Below are 22,645 nucleotides of genomic sequence, written 5' to 3'. Positions count from 1 at the left end.
CAGCCATGCGCCTGCGTTCATGGACAATTAGCGGCCAGCCTCTATTTTCGGGCCGCCCTGCCGGGCCTTGGAAAAAGTGGGTTGTCGCAGACATGGTCGATATTCTGGCCGCACCGCAGCAAGCGAAGGCCGACAGCGCGCTGCGCACCCTGACCGGGATTTCGGTCGCCCATTGGGTCAGCCATTTCCATATCTTCGTGCTGCCGATGCTGTTCCCGTTCCTGAAGCAGCAGCTCGGCGTCGGCTATGTCGAGCTCGGCTTCGCGCTGACGGTGTTTGCGGTGGTCTCCGGCCTGACCCAGGCGCCGATCGGATACCTCGCCGACCATATCGGCGCGCGCAAGATCCTGTTGGTCGGACTGACCGTCGGCGGCTGCGCGCTGATCGGGCTCGGCCTGCATCTGAGCTATACTTCGCTGATCGTCTGCGCCGTGCTGCTCGGCCTTGCCAACAGCGTCTATCATCCGGCCGACTACGCCATCCTTTCGGCCCATATGGACGAGGCGCGGATGGGCCGCGCGTTCTCGATCCACACCTTTGCCGGCTTCCTCGGCGGCGCGGTCGCGCCCGCGATCATGGCGGCGCTGGTCGCCTCGATCGGCGGTCTCGGCGCGCTGATCGTGGCCGGCGCAGTCGGTCCGCTGGTGGCGTTGTTCCTGATCGTGCTCGGCATTCCCGATGCCGGCGCCAACAAGACCAAGGCCAAGGACGACGCCGCACCGAAGGCCAGCGTGATCACGCCGGCGCTGATGGTGCTGACCGCCTTCTTCACGCTGCTCAGCCTGTCGACCTCCGGCATCAACAATTTCGGCGTGGTCGCACTGATGGGTGGTTACGGCGCGTCGTTCTCGACCGCCAACATCGCGCTGACCGCATTCCTCGGCGCCAGCGCCGCGGGCGTGCTGGCCGGCGGCTATCTCGCCGACTGGACCCATCGCCACAGCCAGCTCGCCGCGGCCTGCTTCGCGGTCAATGCCGTGCTGGTGCTGCTGATCGCGCTGATGAACCTGCCACCGGTGGCGCTGACGCTCGCGATGGGGCTTGCCGGATTCCTCGGCGGCGTGATCGCGCCGTCCCGAGACATGATGGTGCGCAATGCGGCGCCGCCCGGTGCCGCCGGCCGCGCCTTCGGCATTGTCTCGACCGGCTTCAACTTCGGCGGCATCGTCAGTCCGCTGCTGTTCGGCTGGATCATGGACCAGCACATGCCGCATTGGGTATTTGGCGCCTCGGTGGTCTTCATGGTGCTGACCGTGCTGCTCGCGCTGGTCACCGAGCGCAAGCCGCAGGCATCTACGATGGCGGTCCAGGCGCAGTCCCGTTAGATCGACTGAAGGCCTCACCGGCCCCAGAACACGGGGGTCGTCTTGAACCGCTGCCAGCTCTTGCGCAGCGTTTTGGTCACCACGATCTGATCGCGGGCCAGCCAGCCGGCCATCGCTCCGATGCCGAGATGCAGCGCGGGCTGATCGTCCTGCGCGACCGTATGGAGCAGCACCCGCGTGCTGCCGATGTCGCACACCCGCCCGAGGCTGTTCTGCAACCTGGCAAGCCGCTTCACGTAGCGCTTCGCCGGCGCGTGGGCGGCATAAAGTGGCAGGAAGAACTCGGCCGCATAGCGCAACTTCTTGAGGTTGATCCTCAGATTGTGCTGCGCATGAATATCTAGCCGACGGAAGCGCGCACCACGCTTCAATGTCTTGCGATGCAACCGCTGCAGAATTCGATCGGCAAGCACCGGCATCGGTTGCGACAGGATCGCCAGCGCTTCGCTGTCGATCTCGTTGCGCCAGCTGCGACGTTCCACCAACTGCCCCAGCGAGAGCAGGAAGCGGCTGCAACGGGGATCGGCCAAAACGCCATGCAAGGCGCCGTAGCTCGATTTCTGGCGCTGCTCGACCGCCTGGCGGAGGCCGCCGAGATCGATATCCGGAACCGCCTTGACCAGGCGGGTGATCGTCGTCTCGGCGAACACGTCCCAATCCCGCGCCTTGCCGAGTTGCCGCATCAGCCATTTTGCTTCGCTGTTGACGGTCAGAAATGCCGGCGATGGAATGTCGCGCCGGAACAGCGCACAGATCGTGCGCAGGCGCCGCAAGGCCACGCGCATCTGGTGCACGCCTTCGGGGTCCGCCCCCTGCTCGGCCACCGCGTGATTCTTCAACAGATGATGCCAGCAGGAACCCACCAGCAGTGCGATGACGTCGTCGACCACGTGATCCGCGGTGATGTCCGACGCCTCGGCCTTCACCGCGGATGGCGCGACATCGAACGCCAGCGCATAGCCACGTTCCGCCTTGCTTCGCGTGCCGATCTGCAGCGGCGCCGCGTCGAGCAACTGCGTTCCTAGGTCGAACAGGACGCCAGCATTGCCGCTCTTCAGTTCAATCTCGATTTCCGACAGGACCTCCTGGCGCGAAGCGGCCTCGATCGTCCCCTCGTCGAATGCGACTTCAACCGAGGCATCGGGCAGGTCGAGTTGCCGGGCGTGCCGGCGCACCTTTGTCTCGAACACCGGCACCAGCGCATCGTTGCTCAGCGCGGCAATGGGATCGCCGACCTCGTCGGCGGGGAGCCGCGCCAGATCGGGGGCCATGCCCTCAACCGGCATCTCCCATTGGCGGCGCATTAGCGGCTGCCCGCCATTGGGTGAAAGCTTTAGCGTCTGGATGAAGGTCTTGCCGCTGCGCCGCACACGCAGCGACATGCCATGCTGGAACAGCAGGTGCTCGGCCGTATCGTAATACACTGTTTCCAGCCTGTGAAATGCACCGCGATTGCGCGCGTGCTGCACGATGCAGGGCGCCTCACGCAGCTTTTCGAGGCTTCCTTGCGGCGCAAGCAGCTTGAGTTCGAATTCCGTCTGATCGCCATGCGTGACAGCAATGGCAGTGCCCGCCTCGGTCACGACCGGCCGCCGTCCATTCAATGATATCGCCCCCGGCGCTGGTTTATGAAGGTTTCATGACCATGACAAGCCAAATCCCTGGCATGGCAGCGTGCGTTGGCTGCGAATTGTAGCCGAATCCACGCGGTCACGTTGCAGGGAATTGCGCCGCTATCCGGGGGAAGGACCGCCTCCCTCGCGCTTCGTTCTCCGCGAGCAAGCCGGCCGCACGGCCGGGAACCCGCGGGCCGGCGGCTCGCAGGCGCCTGCAACGCCGCCATCCGAGGCCACGCTTGTAATTATATCGCAATACGATATTACGCCGGCATCCTCTCACCCGAGCCCTGCGCCGCCAATGAGCGTCATTTCCACCAAATCGAACGCCGCCGCCAACACGAGCGCCAAGATGGGCGACAAGATCGGCGACAAGGCCAGCCACCTTCTGAGCGACTTCACCACCGATCCGCGCGTCGTAGTGATCTCGGCGATCGCGGTGTTTGTCTCCGCCGCCGGCGTGCTGGCCGGCGCGGGCCTGCTGCAGCTGATCAAGCTTGCCACCAACATCGCCTATTTCGGTCGGTTCAGCTTCGCCGACCTGAAATTGCAGGCTTCGCCGCTCGGCCTGTGGACCGTGCTGGTGCCGGTCGCGGGCGCGCTGATCATCGGCCTGATGGCGCGGTTCGGCAGCGAGAAGATCCGCGGGCACGGCATTCCGGAAGCGATCGAGGCGATCCTGCTCGGCCGTTCGCGGCTCGACCCCAAGGTGGCGATCCTCAAGCCGTTGTCGTCGGCGGTGTCGATCGGCACCGGCGGCCCGTTCGGCGCCGAGGGTCCGATCATCATGACCGGCGGCGCGATCGGCTCACTGATCGCGCAGATGCTTCCCGTCAGCGACAACGAGCGAAAAACCCTGCTGGTGGCCGGCGCCGCCGCCGGCATGACCACCGTGTTCGGAACGCCGATCGCGGCGATCATGCTCGCGGTCGAACTGCTGCTGTTCGAATGGACACCGCGCAGCTTCATTCCCGTCACCGTCGCCGCCGTCGTGGCCGCCGTCGGCCGCACCTTCCTGCACATGCCCGCGCCGCTGTTTCCGTTCACCGGCGGCGTCGACATCTCGGTGCTGCAGCTCGGCGCATGGATGCTGATCGGGATCCTCTCCGGTCTGCTGTCGGGCGTGCTGACTCAACTGGTCTATGGCTGCGAGGACATCTTCCTGAAGTTGCCGATCCACTGGATGTGGTGGCCGCTGATCGGCGGACTGGTCGTCGGCCTCGGCGGCCTGATCGAGCCGCAGGCACTCGGCGTCGGCTACGACAATCTCGCATCGATGCTGCAAGGCGATGTGGTGCTGAAGGCCGCGCTGCTGCTGCTCGTGGTAAAGGCCGTGATCTGGTCGGTCGCGCTCGGCTCCGGCACCTCGGGCGGCGTGCTGGCGCCGCTGCTCATCATGGGCGGCGCGATGGGCACGGCACTGAGCGGATACCTGCCGGCGGCGAGTCCCGGCTTCTGGGCGTTGCTGGCGATGGCGGCGACGATGGGCGGCACGATGCGCTCGCCCTTGACCGCGACCTTCTTCGCGGTCGAGCTCACCGGCAACACCCATGTGCTGCTGCCGCTGATCGCGGCCTGCTGCAGCGCGCATGGCGTCACAGTGCTGCTGATGCGGCGATCGATCCTGACCGAGAAGGTGGCTCGGCGCGGCCACCACCTGGTGCGCGAGTATCGCGTCGATCCGTTCGCGCTGACGCGCGTGCGCGACGTCATGACCAAGGCGGTCGAGACCGTCGCCGACACCATGACGCTGCACGGCGCGGCAGCCTTCCTGACCAACCCGAAGACCGGTCATCCGAGCTTCCCGGTCATCGACACCAACCATCACGTGCTTGGCGTGATCGATCCACCGTCCGTGCTGCGCTGGCGTCGCGCCGGCAAGCATCGCACCGCGACGCTCGGCCAGCTTTTGACCGGGAGCAAGATCACCGTCGCCTACCCCGACGAATTTCTCGACCGGCTGGCCGACCGGCTGATGCAGGTCAACGTCTCGCACCTGCCCGTGATCTCGCGCGAGGACCAGCGCCTGGTCGGCTATATCGGCTGGAAGGATTTGATGCGCGTGCGCGCCAGGTTGCAGGCCGAGGAGACCCAGAAGACAGCGTTCTTCGGCGCGCGCTAGCTCCGCGACGGCTTGCCTGGCGGAACAAATTTCCGCCGGGCGGCAACGCCAGGGCGCGACGAACTATCAGCGCATCCCAGAGCTTCACCGGCGATGGTTGACAGCATCAAGGGCTCTCCCATGATGCGGCATAACCAAGAACAGCCTCGGGATGAAATGCCATGACCTCAACCCCAGACCTCGTGATCCGCGGCGGCAACATCGCCGACGGCAAGGGCGGCGATCTCTATGAAGCCGATGTCGCAATCACCGGCGGCAAGATCACCGAAGTCGGCAAGGTCACGGCAAAGGGAAAGGAAGAGATCGATGCCCGCGGCAAGCTGGTGGCGCCCGGCTTCGTCGACGTCCACACCCATTACGACGGCCAGGTGACCTGGAGCCAGGACATCACGCCGTCGTCGCAGAACGGCGTCACCACAGCGATCATGGGCAATTGCGGCGTCGGCTTCGCACCGTGCCGGCCGAGCGACCACGTCCGGCTGATCCAACTGATGGAAGGTGTCGAGGATATTCCCGAGCCGGTGCTTTCCGCCGGCATTCCCTGGGCGTGGGAAAGTTTCCCCGACTACATGGAATGGCTGTCGAAGCGCAATTTCGACATGGATATCGGCGCGCAGCTGCCGCATGCAGCGCTGCGGGTCTATGTGATGGGCGAGCGCGGCGCGCGCCGCGATCCGGCCACACCCGAGGACAACAAGCAGATGGCGGCACTCGCCGGCGATGCGGTGCGATCGGGCGCGCTGGGGTTCTCGACCTCGCGCACGCTGAATCACCGTACCTCGACCGGCGACTACACGCCGACGCTGAAGGCCGGCGAGGATGAATTGACCGCGATTGCCGGCGCGATGCACGGCGTCGGCCGCAGCGTGCTGCAATTCGTGCTCGACCAGAGCACCGTCCACGAAGATCTGCCGATGATGCTGCGGGTCGCCGAGAACACCAAGTGCCCGATCTCGTTCTCGGTTGCCCAGGCCGACAAGGCGCCGCGGCGCTGGCGGCAGACCATGGACACCATCAATGAAGCCGCCGCGCGCGGCCTGTCGATCACGACCCAGATCGCGGCGCGGCCGGTCGGGCTGCTGCTCGGGCTGGAATTGTCGCGCAACCCGTTCCAGACCCATCCGAGCTACCGTGAGATCGCGAAGCTGCCGCTGGCCGAGCGGCTCAAGCATCTGCGCCGGCCCGAGGTACGCGCCGCGATCCTGAGCGAGAGCGCGACGGCGACCGACGATCCGCTGTTCTTCCGGCCGAACTACGACAAGATGTACCTGCTCGGCAATCCGCCGGACTATGAACAGCCGCCGGAGAACGCGCTCGGTCCGCAGGCGCGCCGCCAAGGCCGGCAGCCGGAAGAGCTCGCCTATGATGCGATGCTGACCGACGAGGGCCGCGGCATGCTCTATGTGCCGTTCCTGAATTATGCCGACGGCAATCTCGATGCCGTGCACGAGATGCTTCGCGAGCCGAGCGCGGTGCCCGGCCTGTCCGACGGCGGCGCGCATTGCGGCATCATCTGCGATGCCAGCTTCCCGACCTATCTGCTGACGCACTGGACCCGCGACCGCAGCCGCGGCGACAAGCTCTCGATCCCGTTCGTGATCGCGGCGCAGTCGCGCAAGACCGCGCTGTCGGTTGGCCTGCATGATCGCGGCGTGCTCGCGCCGGGCTTCAAGGCCGACGTCAATGTGATCGATTACGACCGGCTGCATCTGCATCCGCCGAAGGTGCATTACGACCTCCCTGTCGGCGGCCGACGCCTCTTGCAGCAGGTCGACGGCTACGACGCCACCATCGTCTCCGGCATCGTCACCCAGCGCGCGGGCCAGGCCACCGGCGCGCGGCCGGGCCGGCTGGTGCGCGGCGCGCAGGGTTTGAATTGAGATAGGCGCAACGCCGTACCCTCCCCTGGATGGGGAGGGTCGGATCACATTGAGCGAAGCGAAACGTGAGACGGGGTGGGGTGATCTCTCAACACGGGCAGTACCCGAATGGAGAGATCACCCCACCCCGCCGCTCATTTCGTTCGCCTTGACCCTCCCCTGAAGGGGGAGGGTCAAGGCGCCCGTTACGTCGACGACACGGCGCCCCTGATCGCGCCCGCGGGCCGTGACGTGCCGGCGAGCCTTGCGCGCTCGGTGTTCGGCCACAGCAGCAGTAAGCCGAGCACGCCGGATCCCACCATGATCGCGGCGTTGATGGTGAAGCCGGACATGTAGCCGGCCATCGGCGTCGCGGCATGCTGGATCACACTGCCCATCACCATCGGCGCCAGGACGCCGGAGATGGTGTAAAGCGCGCCGTAGATCGCGATGATCGCGCCGCGCTGCGACACCGGGGTGAACTCGCCGAGCATCGGCGGGCACACCACGTAGATCGAGCCGCACAGACCCGAGCCGATCACCAGCAATGCGATCATCAGACCGCCCTGTGGTGCATAGGGCAGCGTCGCGAGAATGCAGCCGCCGATAATCAGGGGCACCGAGCCGAGCACGCCGCGCGCACCGCGGGTGGTGAAGCCGCGCGCCAGCATCAGCTGCGAGATCCAGCCGGTCAGGATCACGATCGTCGCACCGAAGATCCACGGCAGGATCGAAACGAAGCCGGCCTGCTGCTGCGAAAAGCCGAGGCCCTCGATGATGAAGGAGGTGAACCAGGTCAGCCCGAGCGACAGCGCCCAATAGGCGCCGAAGGTCGCGACCACGCAGCCGATGAAGGTGCGCGAGGTCAGCAGCTTCCAGTAGGGAATCCGCGGCTCGTCGGCGGCGACGGCCATCGTGGAGACCAGCGGCCCTTCCTTGCCGAGCGCAAGCCAGGCCACAGTCCAGATCAGGCCGACGATGCCGAGCGCGCCGAAGGCGTGATGCCAACTGTGATTGACGATGATCCAGTTCAGCGCCGGCACCGCGAGAATCACGCCAAACGCCGACCCCTGCGACAGGATCGCGGTCGGCAGGGTGCGCTTCTCGTCCGGAAACCATTTGTAGATGGCGTGTGCTGCGACCGAGAAGGCCGGTCCCTCGCCGGCGCCGAGGATAACGCGGCAGATCACCAGCGTCGCATAGCTCACGGTGCCGATCATCGGAAATTGCGCCAGCGACCAGATCACCGCCAGAATCAGCAGCACCCAACGCGTATCGACACGGTTGACGATGAAGCCGACCACGATCGCCGAGATCGAGAACAGGATGAAGAAGGCCGAGCCGAGGTCGCCGAATTGCTCCGGCGTGAGACCCATCTCCTTCCGGATCGGCACGCCGGCCAGCCCGACCACGATCTTGTCCGCGAAGTTCACCACCATGAACAGGAACAGAAGGAAGGTGATTTGCCAGGCGCCTTTGGGCGTCCCCGTTGACGTCCCCTTGGGCGTCGGTTGCGTCGTCATGTCTGGCTCCCCGTCGTTTCGTTTTTTGGCTTCGTAAATTCGGCCCCAATCGGCGATGCTAGCCACGCCTCGCTGCGCAACGCAACAACGCATTTTCCGGGGTCGCACGGCCCGGCGCGCCTGTCACGGCCGATCACGATCGCGTCGTCGCGGCCGCGAAACGGTGATCTGTCATGGCCCGGCTGCTATGCTCAGGCGCAACGAAAAGCCGGGGTTATTTCATGAACAAATTGATCCTTCGCGCGGTCGCCTGCGCTGCACTCGCGTCTGCCGCCGCCTTCACTGCACCAGCTGTTCGCGCCGAGAACACCGCCAGCCCCGACTATGCAGCGATCGTCGCCGCGCCCGATCGCAGCGACGCCGATCGCCAGGTCGACCAGCGCCGCCAGCCGGCCAAGATGCTCGCCTTTGCCGGCGTCAAGCCAGGCATGACCATCCTCGACATGGCCGCGAGCGCCGGCTACAGCACCGAACTATTGGCGCGCACCGTCGCCCCGTCGGGCAAGGTCTACGCCCAGGATTCGGCCAGCGTGCTCGAGCGCTTCGTCAAGGACAAGTTCGACAACCGGGCGAAGGCGCCCGCGATGAAGAACGTCGTCCATGTGGTGCGGGACTATGACGACCCGATCCCGCCCGAGGTCAAGGACCTCGACATGATCACCTTCTTCTTTTTCTATCACGACATCAGCTATCTGCCGGTCGATCGCGCCGCGATGAACAAGAAGATGTTCGCGGCACTCAAGCCGGGCGGCTTCCTGATCATCGCGGATCACTCGGCCAAGCCGGGCGACGGCACCAATGTCGCCAAGACCCTGCACCGGATCGAGGAGAGCACCTTGAAGCAGGAAATCGAGGCGGCCGGCTTCAAGCTGGTGGCCGAGGGCGATTTCCTGCATCATGCGGAAGACCCGAAGGACATTCCCGTCTTCAAGGCCCCGGTGCCGATCGACGAGTTCGTCCTGAAATACCAGAAGCCGCAATGAGGCACCGCCATCGCTTCGCCTGACCAGACCGCCGCGCTGCTTCGCGTCACCGGCCTGACCAAGAGTTACCGCTCCGCCGGCGAAGACGTCGCGGTGCTGCGCGGCGTCGATCTCACGGTGGCAACCGGCGAGAGCGTCGCGCTGACGGGTGAATCCGGCAGCGGCAAGAGCACGCTGCTGCATCTGATCGCGGGGTTGGATGCTGCCGACAGCGGCGAGATCGCCCTCGCCGAGATCATCGTCTCCGGCCTCAACGATGCCGGCCGCGCCGAGCTGCGCCGCGATCGGCTCGGCCTCGTGTTCCAGCAATTCAATCTGATCCCGAGCCTGACGGTCGCGGACAATCTCGTATTCCAGTCGCGTATCGCCGGCCGGCACGATGCGACCTGGCATGACGAGTTGGTCGAGCGTCTCGGCCTGAAGAACCTGCTCAGGCGCTATCCGGAGCAATTGTCCGGCGGCCAGCAGCAGCGCGTCGCGATCGGCCGCGCGCTGGCACCGAAGCCGCTGTTGCTGCTCGCCGACGAGCCGACCGGCAATCTCGACGAGGACACCGCCGACGAGGTGCTGCATCTGGCGCGCGATCTGGTTGTCCGCACCGGCTGCGGCTTCCTGATGGTCACCCACAGCGCGCGGCTCGCGGCCACGCTCGACCGTCAGGTCACCTTGCATGCGGGAGTGGTGGCATGAGGCGCGCGCTTTGGATCCTCGCGGTGCTGCTCAGCCACTGGCGGCGGCATCCGATGCAGCTTGCGACGCTCTTGATCGGGTTGATCTCGGCGACCGCACTGTGGAGCGGCGTGCAGGCGTTGAACCAGCAGGCGCGCATCGCCTATGACCGCGCGGCCGCGACCTTCGGCGGCTCGCGCACCGCCATGCTGGTGAGCCGCGACAGCGCGACCTTCCCGCAACAACTGTTCGTCGATCTGCGCCGTGCCGGCTGGCAGGTGTCGCCGATGCTGGAGGGCCGCGTCCAGATCGACGGGCGAAGCTTCCGCCTGCTCGGCGTCGAGCCGGTGACCTTGCCCTCCGAGGTCGGCACCGCGCCGGCTGTGGGACGCGGCACCCTGCAGGCCTTCGTCACGCCGCCCGGCGAAATGCTGGTGGCGCCGGAGACGCTGCGCGATCTCGCCCGCAAGGAAGGCGAGCGGCCGCAGGCAAACGGCATGAGCCTGCCGCCGCTGCGCGTGCAGGCCGAGCTCGCGCCCGGTGCGCTGGTCGTCGATATCGGCATCGCGCAGGATATCCTGAAGCTGCCCGGCCAGGTGTCGCGCCTGCTGGTCGGCAAGTCCAAAACGCCTCACGCAACGCTCGACAGCGTGGCGGGTGACAAACTCCACCTGGTCGAGCCGAGTGCCGAGAGCGACCTCGAACGGCTCACCGACAGTTTCCACCTCAACCTCACCGCATTCGGCCTGCTGTCGTTCTTCGTCGGCCTGTTCATCGTCAATTCCGCGATCGGGCTCGCCTTCGAGCAGCGGTTGCCGATGCTGCGCACGCTGCGCGCCTGCGGCGTCTCGGCGCGAATGCTCAACACCGTGCTGGTGATCGAGCTGGTATCGCTGGCGCTGGTCGCCGGCCTGATCGGCTTGGTCTGCGGCTACTTCATCGCGGCGGCCCTGCTGCCCGACGTCGCGGCGTCGCTGCGCGGGCTCTATGGGGCGCAGATCCCCGGGCAGCTTTCGCTGAAGCCTGTCTGGTGGTTCGCCGGAATCGCCATCAGCATTCTCGGCGCGCTGGCAGCTGCGGCCGCGAGCCTTGCCAAGGCGATCCGGATGCCGGTGCTGGCGACGGCGCAGCCGCAGGCCTGGCAGCAGGCGCAGCGGCGCTGGCTGATGTTCCAGAGCGCGGCGGCGCTCGCGGTGTTCGCGGCCGCAGCAGTGCTCATTCAGTTCGGCGATTCCCTGATCGCGGGCTTTGCCGTGCTGGCCGCGCTGATGCTCGGCGCGGCATTGATCCTGCCGATGGTGCTGCAGATCGCGCTCGCGATCGGCCAGCGCAGCGCGCGCGCGCCGGTTGGCATCTGGTTCTGGGCCGACAGCCGCCAGCAGCTTTCCGGTTTGTCGCTGGCGCTGATGGCGCTGCTGCTCGCGCTCGCGGTCAATGTCGGCGTCGGCACCATGGTGGACAGCTTCAGCCGCACCTTCCTGGTCTGGCTCGACGGAAGGCTTGCCGCCGACGTTTATGTCAGCGCTGCCAGCGACGCCCAGGCAAGACAGATCAAGGCATGGCTGCGCGATCGGCCGGAGGTCGAGGCGATCCTGCCCGGCGGCCGCGCCGACACCCAGTTCGGTGGCGCACCGATCGAGGTGCTCGGCCTGCCCGACCACAGCACTTACCGCGACAACTGGCCGTTGCTGGAGAGCGCGGCGAATGCCTGGATCAGACTGCGCCCCGGCGACACCTGCCTCGTCAGCGAGCAATTGTCGCGACGAATGAAGCTTGCGATCGGCGATCACATCGAGTTGCCCGCGCCGGGCGGCAACTGGCCGCTCGAGATCGTCGGCATCTACGCCGATTACGGCAACCCGAAGGGCCAGATCGCGGTCAACTTCGCTGCGCTGACGCGCCACTTCCCACAGACCCCACTGACCCGGATCGGGCTCCGCGTCGCACCAGATAAGATCGCGCCGTTGATCACGGCGTTGCAGGAAAAATTCGGCCTGGATGACCGCAACGTCGCCGACCAGGCGACGATGAAGCGCGAATCCAAGCGGGTATTCAATCGCACCTTCTCGGTGACCGCGGCGCTCAACGCCTTCACGCTCGGCGTCGCCGGCATCGCGCTCTTGACCAGCCTGCTCACGCTAGCCAATTCGCGACTGCCGCAGCTGGCGCCGCTGTGGGCGATCGGGCTAACGCGGCGGCGGCTTGCGGCGCTCGAACTGCTGAAGACGATGGCGGTCGCGCTGATCACCGCGCTGTTCGCGCTGCCGCTCGGACTTCTGGTGGCGTGGTGCCTGCTTGCGATCGTCAACGTCAAGGCGTTCGGCTGGCGGCTGCCGTTCCACGTCTTTCCGCTGCAATTGATCGAGCTGCTCGCGGTGGCGATGGCCGCAGCGCTCTGTGCCGCGGCGCTGCCGGTTGCTAGACTGGCCCGCATGCAGCCGGCCACCCTGATCCGGACCTTCGTCAATGAGCGCTAGCGGCACGATCACGCGGCGTGCCTTTGCCGGCGGCGCGCTGGCGCTGGCACTCGGCGGCAAGGGCTTCGCGCAGGGCTTTGCCGGGCTCGGCGAGAATGCCGAAGGTTTTGCCGCCGTCACGCCGGGCAAGCCGTTCGTCTTCCCCGTCGATCACGGCCCGCATCCCGAGTTCCGGATCGAATGGTGGTACCTGACGGCGAACCTGTCGGATGCCGGCGGCGCAGCCTATGGCATGCAATGGACGCTGTTCCGCCAAGCCATGACGCCGGGCGGGCCCAGCGAGGGCTGGGCCAATCAGCAGGTGTGGATGGGCCACGCTGCCGTGACCAGCGCCACCACGCACCGCTTCAGCGAAACGTTTGCGCGCGGTGGCGTCGGGCAGGCCGGTGTCGAAGCCACACCGTTCCGCGCCTGGATCGACGCCTGGGAGATGCGCGGGTTGAACGACTTCGATGCACAACGCGTCGCGCCGCTCGAGTTGAGGGCCTCCGCCGCCGACTTCTCGACCACGCTCCGGCTCGAAACCGACCGCGCGTTGGTGCTGCAAGGCGACCACGGTTACAGCCGCAAATCAGATCGCGGACAGGCCTCCTATTATTACAGCCAGCCGTTCTACAGGGCGTCCGGCCGCATCGTGATCGAGGACAAGGCGGTCGACGTCACCGGCACAGCCTGGATGGACCGCGAATGGAGCAGCCAACCGCTCGCCGCCGACCAAACCGGCTGGGACTGGTTCTCGCTGCATCTGCCCGGCGACGAGAAGCTGATGCTGTACCGGCTGCGCCAGAAAGACGGCCGCGAGAACCTGTTCGGCAACTGGATCACGCCGGATGGCCGCTCGACCGAGATCGCAGCCGCCGGCAACAGCATCGCGCCAACAGCGACAACCGAGATCAACGGCCGCAAGCTGCCGACCTCATGGCGCGTGACACTTCCGGCGCGCCACCTTGCCATCGAGACCACGCCGGTCAATCCGAAGGCCTGGATGGGAACCAGCTTCCCTTATTGGGAAGGCCCGATCCGCTTTTCAGGCAGCCATGCCGGAATCGGCTATCTTGAGATGACGGGATACTAGGACGTCGACGGAAGATCGGCGCCGCAAAGAAAGCCCCGCTTGTCACACCGCGCGGCGCCGCCGCGTCATGACATCGGAGCCAACAGAGAGGACACGCCTGCCATGTACCATTACACGGCCATCGTCACCTGCCTTGCGGTCGCGTTTTATTTCTTCACCTCCACGCAAGTCGCGCGCGCCCGCGTCGCCTATGGCGTCAAGCTACCGGCGATTTCAGGTCATCCGGATTTCGAGCGCATCTTCCGCATCCAGATGAACACGCTGGAATGGATGCCGATCTTCCTGCCGTCGCTGTGGCTGTTCGCGAACTATGTCGGCGATGCCGCGGCGGCGGCGATCGGCGCGATCTGGGTGGTCGGCCGCATCGTCTACTTCATCGGCTATCGCGAGGCAGCGGCCAAACGCAGCCCCGGCTTCGCCATCCAGGCAGTCGCCTCCGTCGTGCTGTGGGTCGGCGCGATCGGCGGCGCGGTGTGGCGGCTGGCGCATTGAGGGCGCGATCGCGCCACAACTTCCGCTGTCGTCCCGGGCTTGACCCGGGACCCAAAACCACAGCGTCCAGTCTTGCGAAGGCCGGGGCCACAGCGCAGCAGAATAGCGAACATCGGTGGTTATGGGTCCCGGCTTTCGCCGGGACGACACCGATATTTGTTGCCCCAGCTCCGCGTCACTTCGTCAGCGGGCAGCCGGAGTCCTTGGCCCGCGGGAAGGCCTGGTCGCCGGGCACCACGGCGAGCTGCTTGTAATAGTCCCACGGCTTCTTCGATTCCGAGGGCTTCTTGACCTCGAACAGATACATGTCGTGCACCATGCGGCCGTTCTCCTGTACCTTGCCCTGGGCGAAGGCGTCATCGACCGGCAGCTCCTTCAGCTTCTTGGCGACCGCGTCGGAGTCCTTGGAGCCGGCGGCCTTCACCGCCTTCAGATAGCTCAGCGTCGCCGAATAGGTGCCGGCGTGGATCATGCTCGGCATCCGCCCGGTGCGCTTGAAGAAGCGCTCGGAGAAGGCGCGGCTCTTGTCGTCATGATCCCAGTAGAACCCTTCGGTCAGCACCAGGCCCTGCGCGGCCTCGAGGCCAAGACCGTTGACCTCGGCGAGCGTCATCAAAAGGCCCGCCATCTTCTGGCCACCCCTGACGATGCCGAACTCGGCGGCCTGCTTGATCGAGTTGGTGGTGTCCTGGCCGGCATTGGCGAGGCCGATCACCTTCGCCTTCGAGCTCTGCGCCTGCAGCAGGAAGGAAGAGAAGTCCGACGAGTTCAGCGGCACGCGGACCGAACCCAGCACCTTGCCGCCCGCGGCGGTGACGACCTCGCTGGTGTCCTTTTCCAGCGCGTAGCCGAACGCGTAGTCGGCGGTGAGGAAGAACCAGCTGTCGCCGCCGGCCTTCACCAGCGCGCCGCCCGTGCCGACCGCGAGCGCATGGGTGTCGAACGCCCAGTGGAAGCCGTAGGGCGTGCAGGCCGCGCCCGTGATCGCCGAGGTCGCGGCGCCGACCACGATGTCGATCTTCTTCTTTTCCTTGGAGAGCTCCTGCACCGCGAGCGCCACCGACGAGGTCGTCAGTTCGGTGATCATGTCGACGCCATCGGCGTCATACCAGCGCCGCGCGATCGAGGTCGCGAGATCGGGCTTGTTCTGGTGATCGGCGGTGACCATCTCGATTTTCTGGCCGAGCACCTCGCCGCCGAAATCCTCGATCGCCATCTTGGCGGCTTCGACCGAGTATTTTCCGCCGTAGTCCGCGTAGACGCCCGACTGGTCGTTCAGGATGCCGATCTTGACGCCCTGGGCCATTGCCGGCGCCGCAAGCATCAGGCTGCACGCCGCGACCGCGGCCAAAAATCCCGACTTCATTGTTATGCTCTCCCAGCAGTTTCTATCAGGAAAAATCGGCGCGACATTATTTTATAACCTAGCCGCTGCCCATCGATTTCAGTTCAGCCAAAAGTATGGGCTTCCCTTGTCATTCCGGGGCGCGCGCAGCGCGGACCCGGAATCCATCGGGCCGCAGTCCACGTAGAAGAATGGATTCCGGGCTCGCGCATCCAAGCCGGCTGTAGCCGACTTGGATCAGTTTGGAATGTCGAACTCGGGTAAACCCGAGTTCGATGGCGCGCCCCGGAATGACGACGGGGGAGCAGTGCTCACCCGGCCACGGCCGCCGGTTCCTTCGGCTTACCCTCGTTCTTTCCTTCCGCGAGGTTGCGCACCACCATGTAGAAGATCGGCGTGAAGACGAGGCCGAACAGGGTGACGCCGAGCATGCCGAAGAACACGGCGACGCCGACCGCCTGACGCATTTCCGAGCCCGAGCCGGTCGACAGCACCAGCGGCAGCACGCCGAGGATGAAGGCGAACGACGTCATCAGGATCGGCCGCAAGCGGAGCCGGCACGCCTCGATGACCGCCTCCAGCCGCGGCCTGCCCTCGAGCTCGATGTCGCGCGCGAACTCGACGATCAGGATCGCGTTCTTGGCGGCGAGCCCCACCAGCACCACGAAGCCGATCTGGGTCAGGATGTTGACGTCCTGACCCATGATGCGCACGCCGATCGTGGCCGCGAACAGGCACATCGGCACGATCAGGATCACCGCGAACGGCAGTGTCCAGCTGCCATATTGCGCGGCCAGCACCAGGTAGACGAACAGCACGCAGATCGGGAACACGTAGAGGCCGGCATTGGCGCCGTTGACCTGCTGGTAGGACAGGTCGGTCCATTCGAACGAGAAGCCGCTGGGCAGGGTGTCGTCGGCGATCTTCTTGATGGTGTTAAGCGCCGTCGTCGAGCTAACGCCCGGCGCCGGCTCGCCCTGCAGTTCGGACGCCGAGTAGAGGTTGTAACGCGCCACTCGGTCGGGGCCCGAAATGTCCTTGAAGTCGACGACACTGCCGAGCATCACCATGTCGCCATTGGCGTTGCGGGTGCGCAGCCGCGACAGATCCGTGGTTTCCTTGCGGAACGGCAGGTCGGCCTGCGCGGTGACGTGGTAGGTGCGCCCGAACAGGTTGAAGTCGTTGACATAGGTCGAGCCGAAATAGGTCTCGATCGTGTCGGTGATGTTGGCGATGGGAACGCCGAGCTTCTGCGCCTTGACCCGATCGATATCGACGAACAGCTGCGGCGTGTTCGCAGAATACGGCGAGAACACCGACGTCAGGCTCGGCGACTTGCGAGCGGCCTGCACCAGCTCGTCGGTCGCGGACGCCAGCAGTTCGGGCCCACGCCCCTGCCGGTCCTGGACACGGATCGTGAAGCCACCGCCGGTGCCGATGCCAGGCACCGCCGGCGGCGGAATCACGATGATGAAGGCCCCCTGGATCACCGACAGCCGCTTGCGCAGGTCGGCGGTGATCGCGGTCGCCGTCAGCCCCTTCTTCAGCCGCGCCTCCGGCTCGTCGAACACCGGGAACAGCGCCGCGGCGTTGCCCGCCTGGGTGCGCGTCGCGCCGGAGAAGCCGGCGAACGCCGCGACGCGAACGATGCCCGGCGTATCCAGCGCGATCCGCTCGATCTCGCGGACCACGGCCGTGGTCCGCGCCAGCGACGCGGCGCCCGGCAACTGCGCCGAGATGATGACGTAGCCGCGATCCTGCGCCGGGATGAAGCCCTGCGACGTGGTCGCGAGCAGCCAGCCGGCGCTGCCGATCAGGACGAGGTAGATCGCGACCATCACCACGGTATGCCGGATCACGAAGTCGGCGACACCGGCATAACCATGGGCCAGCCGGTCGAACACTCGGTTGAACAGCGCGGTGAAGCTGTCCCAGCCGCGGGCGATGAAGTTCCAGCGCGCCGGCGGCCGCTTCTCCTCGTGCGGGACCAGGATCTGCGAGGCCAGCGCCGGCGACAGCGTCAGCGAGCAGAAACAGGAGATCGCGGTGGCGACCGCGATGGTGACGGCGAATTGCTGGAAGAATTGACCGGAGATGCCGCCGAGGAAGGCGGTCGGCACGAACACCGCGCACAGCACCAAGGCGATCGAGACCAGCGCACCGCCGACCTCCTCCATGGTCTTGAGCGCGGCGTCGCGCCTGGACATGCCGTGCTCGAGATGCCGCTCGACATTCTCGACCACCACGATGGCGTCGTCGACCACGATGCCGACCGCAAGCACGAGGCCGAACAGCGTCAGATTGTTGATCGAGAAGCCGAGCGCGGCCATCACCGCGAAGGTGCCGACCAGCGATACCGGGATCGCGATGATCGGGATGATCGCGGGCCGCCAGCCCTGCAGGAATACCAGCACCACGATGACGACCAGCGCCATCGCCTCGTAAATGGTCTTGATCAGCTCATGAACCGATTGGGCGATGAATTCGGTCGGGTTGTAGCCGATATTGTAGTCGAGCCCCTTCGGGAACGTCGCCTTCATCCGCTCCATCGTGTCGGAGATGCTCTTGGCGGTGGCGAGCGCGTTCGATCCGGGCCGCTGCGTCACTAGCAGCGCGACCGCCGATTTGCGCAGCAGGAAGCTGTTGGTGGCATAGGACAGCGCACCGAGCTCGACCCGCGCGACGTCGCGCAGGCGCACGGTGCGGCCGTCGGAGCCGGCCTTCACCACGATGTCCTCGAATTGCCTGATATCCTTGAGGCGGCCTGTGAAGACGAGGTTGGGCTGGAAGGCGCGATCGGCGATCGGCGGTTCGGCGATCTGGCCGCCCGCGATCTGCAGGTTCTGCGCCCGGATCGCCGCCAGCACCTCGGTCGAGGTCAGGCCGAGATTGGCAATCCGGTCGGGATCGAGCCACAGCCGCATTGAGTAATCGCGCGCGCCGAACATCTGGATGTCGCCGACGCCGTCGAGCCGCAGCAGCTGGTCGCGGACCTGCAGCAACGCGTAGTTGGAGATGTAGAGCTGGTCGAACGTATCGTCGGGCGACAGCATGAACACGACCATCAGGATGTCGGGCGAGTTCTTGCGGGTGACGACGCCGTTGCGCTGCACCTCTTCAGGCAGCCGCGGCTGCGCGATCGCGACGCGGTTCTGCACCAGCACCTGCGCCTTGTCGAGGTCGGTGCCGAGCTTGAAGGTCGCGGTGATGGTGAGCTGGCCGTTCGAGGTCGCCTGGCTGTACAGATACAGCATGTCCTCGACGCCGTTGATCTCCTGCTCGATCGGAGCCGCGACGGTGTCGGACACGGTCTGCGCCGAAGCGCCCGGATATTGCGTGGTGACCGTGACGGTCGGCGGCACCACCTGCGGATATTCCGAGACCGGCAGCGTCGGATAGGCGATCGCGCCGACGATCAGCAGCACGATCGACAGCACCATCGCGAGGATGGGCTGGTTGATGGAAAGCCTGCCGAGATTCATGGCTTGGCACCTGCCGCCGGCTTGTCTGCTGCCGGTGCTTTGTCACCTGCCGGCGCCTGCGCCATCTTCGGCGTCACCTTGGCGCCGACGCGGGCGCGCTGCAGCCCGTCGACGATCACGTGATCCTCCGGCTTGAGGCCTTCGCGGATCACGCGCAGGCCTTCATCCAGCGGCCCGAGCGTGACCGCCCTTGCTTCCACCGTGTTGTCGTCCTTGACCACGAACACGATCTTGCGCGACTGGTCGGTGGCGATGGCGGTATCGGGGATCAGCAGCGCCTCATAGGGCGAGGAGCCGATCAGGCGGACGCGACCGAATTGGCCGGGCAGGATCGAGAGATCATGGTTCGGGATCACCGCGCGGCTGCGCAGCGTCGCGGTGGAAACATCGAGGCGGTTGTCGAGGAAGTCCATCTTGCCCTCATGCGAGGGCTTGGTCTCGCCGGTCAGCGCCACCTGCACCGGATTCGCGGTGTCGCGCGAGCTCGGCCGCCGGCCTTCGAACCACAGCTTGCTGTTGCGCTGATAGGTCGCCTCGTCGACGTCGAAATAGATGTAGATCGGATCGAGCGACACGATCGAGGTCAATAGCGTCGCGCCACCCTCGCTGCCCTGCACCAGGTTGCCAGGGGTCACCAGATGCCGGCTGACGCGGCCGGTGATCGGCGCCAGCACATGGGTGAATTCGACGTTGAGCTGCGCGGCCTTCAGCGTGCCCTCGGCCTGCGTCTCGGCGGCGCGCGCCGCCTGCAGCGCCTGGCGGCGCTGGTCGACGACCTGCTCCGAGACCGCGCTGGTCTGCACCAGGTTCAGCCCGCGCTCGAGATCGCGCTTGGCAAGCTCGCCCTTGGCCCGCGCGTCGGCGAGTTGGCCTTCGGCCTGCAGCACGACGGCTTCGAACGGCCGCGGGTCGATGATGTAGAGCAGATCGCCGGCGTGGACGATCGCACCATCCTTGAACTCGACGCTGTTGACGAAGCCGCCGACGCGGGCGCGGACCTGAACCTCCTCGATCGCCTCGAACCGGCCGGTGAATTCGTCCCAATCGGTGACGGTGCGCTTGACCGGCTGTGCCACGGTCACGGGCGGCGCCGGCGGCGCGGCCTGCGATTGCGCGCTCTTGTCACCGCAGCCGCCGAGCGTCAGCGCCGCCAGCAGGCCGAGCGGCGCGAGGCCGCGCCAAAGGCCGTACGATGCATGGCGGCGAAGCGAATGACGCCCGACGCCGATCACCGGAGCCGGACGCTCCGCTCTGTCAATCGAACTCAATTCACTCTCCCCCAAAAGACCACGAAGCACGCCGACCGAAGCAGGGCTACCAAAGTCGCAATTGAATTTGCGGTGATTCAACGCGGATGGACCACCGCGATGCCGCGGCGGCGGACGTCACAGATGTAGCCGCACCCCAGTCTGTTCAAGATGGCCGCCGGATCAAGCAAATAGTTGCGGAATCTGAACGCCTTACGACACCCTCGCGAAACCGTGACGACGAAAAGGGGCAGATTTGCTGGCCTATCGAAAGCGGAAGGTCACAGATGGACTGTCCCGAATCAATCACAGCGCGAATTCGTTTCACGGATCCGTCACACCGCCCCCATTTCGACTTTCGACGTAACAACCCCGACGCGCAGACGGCAAGACCGGCCAAGTTCCATTACTCTACCTCCCGCTGCACGGCCGAAATCATCGTTAACGACGCGGTTGTCATCCGGACACACATTGACACTCGGAAATATCGCCAATACGGTCATGGTTGCCAAAGCATAAATTTTGTTGGCCGGCCGCATTTTTCTCGAACATTCATTATGTTTTGTCGCGGCGCGAGTGTGTGAAAGCGACTACGTAAATGGCAAGCGCATTTGACCTTGCTGATGTGACGGCTCCGCGGGCATCGCGGCTTTCCCGAATTGCAGGCGACTTGGTGCGATCGCCAGTCGCGGGCGGTCAACTTCAACGTGTGAGCGGCTTCACACGTCATCGTCCCCAATAATTGTAAATAATGATCGGCTTCCACGCCGGTCGCAGGAGCGCTCATGACGACCATACCTGCCTATACAATCGGTGGTTTAACGCGCCCCGAGCTTCACCTCGATCCGACCGGACATATCATCCTCGATCCGGCCGCGCAGGCATTCGCCGACACGTATGGTCTGCAATATCTCTACATCGGCTGCCCTCCCGGAACCCTGTGGCCGCCGATCCAGGGCTTCCTGGCGCCTCCGAGCGACGTCAATTCCAGCACCAACACGGTCGTTGAAGGCGCAGCAGCCAACACCTCGGTCGGCATCACCGCGCAGTCGAGCAGCCTGATCGGCCTTCCCGTCACCTATTCGCTGACATCAGATTCCTCCCATGGCGGCTTCAAGGTCGATCCGAATACCGGCGTGGTCTCGGTCTCCGATCCCACCAAGGTCGACTTCGAAAGCTCCGGCGGAAGCTACGTCGTCAATGTGCAGGCAACCGACGGTATCTTCGTCTCGTCGCAGAGCTTCGTGATCGCGGTCAGCAACGCGCCGCCGTCGACACCGGCCGACAGCAACGCCGCCGCCAACGCCGTCAACGAAGGCGCCGCCGTTAATACCCTGGTCGGCATCACCGCATCGTCGGCCGACGTCAACGGCCCCGGCGTCACCTATTCGCTGACGGCGGATTCCTCCAGCGGCGGCTTCAAGATCGACCCCAACACCGGTGTCGTCACCGTCGCCGATTCCACCAAGATCGACTTCGAGACCGCGCCGGGCCACGCCTACACCATCACCGTGCAGGCCAGCGACGGCCATGGCGGCGTCAGCACGCAGACCTTTACCATCAACGTCAACGACGTTCCCGTCTCCACGCCGATCGACGTCAATTCGGCCGCCAACGGCGTCGTCGAAGGCGCCGCCGTCGACACGCTGGTCGGTATCACCGCGTCCGCGGTCGATCCGAACGGTCCGGCAACTACCTACTCGCTGACCGGTGACACCTCGGGCGGCGGCTTCAAGATCGATCCCAATACCGGCGTCGTCACCGTCGCCGATCCGACCAAGCTCGACTACGAGAGCGCGCCCGGCCACGCCTATACCATCACGGTGCACGCGACGGCCGGCCCGACCTCGTCGACGCAGACCTTCACCATCGGTGTCACCGACGCACCGCCGTCGACACCGACCGACACCGACGTCACGGCCAATTCGGTCGCCGAAGGCGCGGCCATCGGCACCGTGATCGGCGTTACCGCGCATTCGACTGACATCAACGGCGGCGCCGTGACCTATTCGCTGGTCGGCGATGCCCATGGCTTCACCATCGACGCCGCGACCGGCGTCGTCAGCGTCGCCGATCCGACCAAGATCGATTTCGAAACCGCGCCCGGTCACGCCTACACCATTACCGCGCAGGCCAGCGACGGCACGCTGACCAGCACGCAGAGTTTCACCATCAACGTCACCGACGTCGCGCCATCGACCCCGGTCGACAGCAACGCCGCCGCCAATACCGTGGTCGAAGGCGCCGCTGCCGGCACCACGGTCGGCGTCACCGCGTCGTCGACCGACGTCAACGGTCCGGCCATGACCTATTCGCTGACCGGCGATACCTCCGGCGGCGGCTTTACCATCAACGCCACGACCGGCGTCATCACCGTCGCCGATCCGACCAAGCTCGACTTTGAGGCCAGCGCCCCGGGCCATTCCTACA

14 protein-coding genes are annotated in these 22,645 nt (G+C 65.7%); 9 read left to right on the top strand and 5 right to left on the bottom strand.

The window, feature by feature from the left end; genetic code table 11:
- Positions 1-92 precede the first annotated feature (92 nt).
- Complete coding sequence (locus ALC15_RS08060; RefSeq protein ID WP_050626782.1) at positions 93-1,325, top strand: MFS transporter; 1,233 nt, start codon at positions 93-95, stop codon at positions 1,323-1,325.
- Between the two features lie 14 nt (positions 1,326-1,339).
- Here the strand turns inward: ALC15_RS08060 and ALC15_RS08055 are convergent, their stop codons facing one another.
- Positions 1,340-2,908: a CYTH and CHAD domain-containing protein gene (locus ALC15_RS08055; RefSeq protein ID WP_050626781.1), complete on the bottom strand. Its 1,569-nt coding sequence runs from the start codon at positions 2,906-2,908 to the stop codon at positions 1,340-1,342.
- Positions 2,909-3,293: 385 nt separating this feature from the next.
- On the opposite strand from ALC15_RS08055, the gene ALC15_RS08050 reads away from it, so the two are divergent.
- Together ALC15_RS08050 and ALC15_RS08045 are read left to right on the top strand one after the other, a co-directional pair.
- Positions 3,294-5,063 carry a chloride channel protein gene (locus ALC15_RS08050; RefSeq protein WP_050626900.1) on the top strand — a complete coding sequence of 590 codons (1,770 nt, stop codon included), beginning with the start codon at positions 3,294-3,296 and terminating at the stop codon, positions 5,061-5,063.
- A 161-nt stretch (positions 5,064-5,224) separates the two neighbouring features.
- A complete protein-coding gene (locus tag ALC15_RS08045) occupies positions 5,225-6,943 on the top strand; it encodes an N-acyl-D-amino-acid deacylase family protein (protein WP_050626780.1) in 1,719 nt (572 codons plus the stop codon).
- A gap of 185 nt (positions 6,944-7,128) precedes the next feature.
- On the opposite strand, the gene ALC15_RS08040 is transcribed toward ALC15_RS08045, so the two are convergent.
- Entirely contained in the window at positions 7,129-8,445 is a 1,317-nt protein-coding gene (locus tag ALC15_RS08040; RefSeq protein ID WP_050626779.1) for an MFS transporter, read from the bottom strand.
- A gap of 221 nt (positions 8,446-8,666) precedes the next feature.
- On the opposite strand from ALC15_RS08040, the gene ALC15_RS08035 reads away from it, so the two are divergent.
- From ALC15_RS08035 to ALC15_RS08015, 5 genes are all read left to right on the top strand, one after another.
- Positions 8,667-9,428 carry a class I SAM-dependent methyltransferase gene (locus ALC15_RS08035; RefSeq protein WP_050626899.1) on the top strand — a complete coding sequence of 254 codons (762 nt, stop codon included), beginning with the start codon at positions 8,667-8,669 and terminating at the stop codon, positions 9,426-9,428.
- Between the two features lie 36 nt (positions 9,429-9,464).
- Positions 9,465-10,118: an ABC transporter ATP-binding protein gene (locus ALC15_RS08030; RefSeq protein ID WP_094193754.1), complete on the top strand. Its 654-nt coding sequence runs from the start codon at positions 9,465-9,467 to the stop codon at positions 10,116-10,118.
- A complete protein-coding gene (locus ALC15_RS08025; protein ID WP_050626777.1) occupies positions 10,115-12,574 on the top strand; it encodes an ABC transporter permease in 2,460 nt (819 codons plus the stop codon). The genes ALC15_RS08030 and ALC15_RS08025 overlap by 4 nt, the downstream gene beginning before the upstream one ends.
- On the top strand, positions 12,564-13,649 hold the full coding sequence (locus ALC15_RS08020) for a lipocalin-like domain-containing protein (RefSeq protein ID WP_050626776.1): 1,086 nt from the start codon (positions 12,564-12,566) through the stop codon (positions 13,647-13,649). Before ALC15_RS08025 ends, ALC15_RS08020 begins: the two co-directional genes overlap by 11 nt.
- Positions 13,650-13,751: 102 nt before the next feature.
- On the top strand, positions 13,752-14,141 hold the full coding sequence (locus ALC15_RS08015; RefSeq protein ID WP_050626775.1) for an MAPEG family protein: 390 nt from the start codon (positions 13,752-13,754) through the stop codon (positions 14,139-14,141).
- Between the two features lie 175 nt (positions 14,142-14,316).
- On the opposite strand, the gene ALC15_RS08010 is transcribed toward ALC15_RS08015, so the two are convergent.
- The 3 genes from ALC15_RS08010 to ALC15_RS08000 form a co-directional block, all read right to left on the bottom strand.
- Positions 14,317-15,507 carry an ABC transporter substrate-binding protein gene (locus ALC15_RS08010; protein WP_050626774.1) on the bottom strand — a complete coding sequence of 397 codons (1,191 nt, stop codon included), beginning with the start codon at positions 15,505-15,507 and terminating at the stop codon, positions 14,317-14,319.
- Between the two features lie 290 nt (positions 15,508-15,797).
- Positions 15,798-18,968, bottom strand: coding sequence for an efflux RND transporter permease subunit (locus ALC15_RS08005; protein WP_050626773.1), 3,171 nt, complete (start codon positions 18,966-18,968; stop codon positions 15,798-15,800).
- Positions 18,965-20,200, bottom strand: a complete 1,236-nt coding sequence (locus ALC15_RS08000) for an efflux RND transporter periplasmic adaptor subunit (RefSeq protein ID WP_050626772.1) — start codon at positions 20,198-20,200, stop codon at positions 18,965-18,967. The genes ALC15_RS08005 and ALC15_RS08000 overlap by 4 nt, the downstream gene beginning before the upstream one ends.
- Before the next feature lie 800 nt (positions 20,201-21,000).
- On the opposite strand from ALC15_RS08000, the gene ALC15_RS07995 reads away from it, so the two are divergent.
- The coding region (locus ALC15_RS07995) for a cadherin repeat domain-containing protein (protein ID WP_162240479.1) at positions 21,001-22,645 on the top strand (1,645 nt) is incomplete at its 3' end.

The sequence above is a fragment of the Bradyrhizobium viridifuturi genome, assembly GCF_001238275.1.
GTDB lineage: Bacteria > Pseudomonadota > Alphaproteobacteria > Rhizobiales > Xanthobacteraceae > Bradyrhizobium > Bradyrhizobium viridifuturi.
Note: the sequence above shows the minus strand (reverse complement) of the source record. Positions and strands in the feature narration are given on the sequence as shown.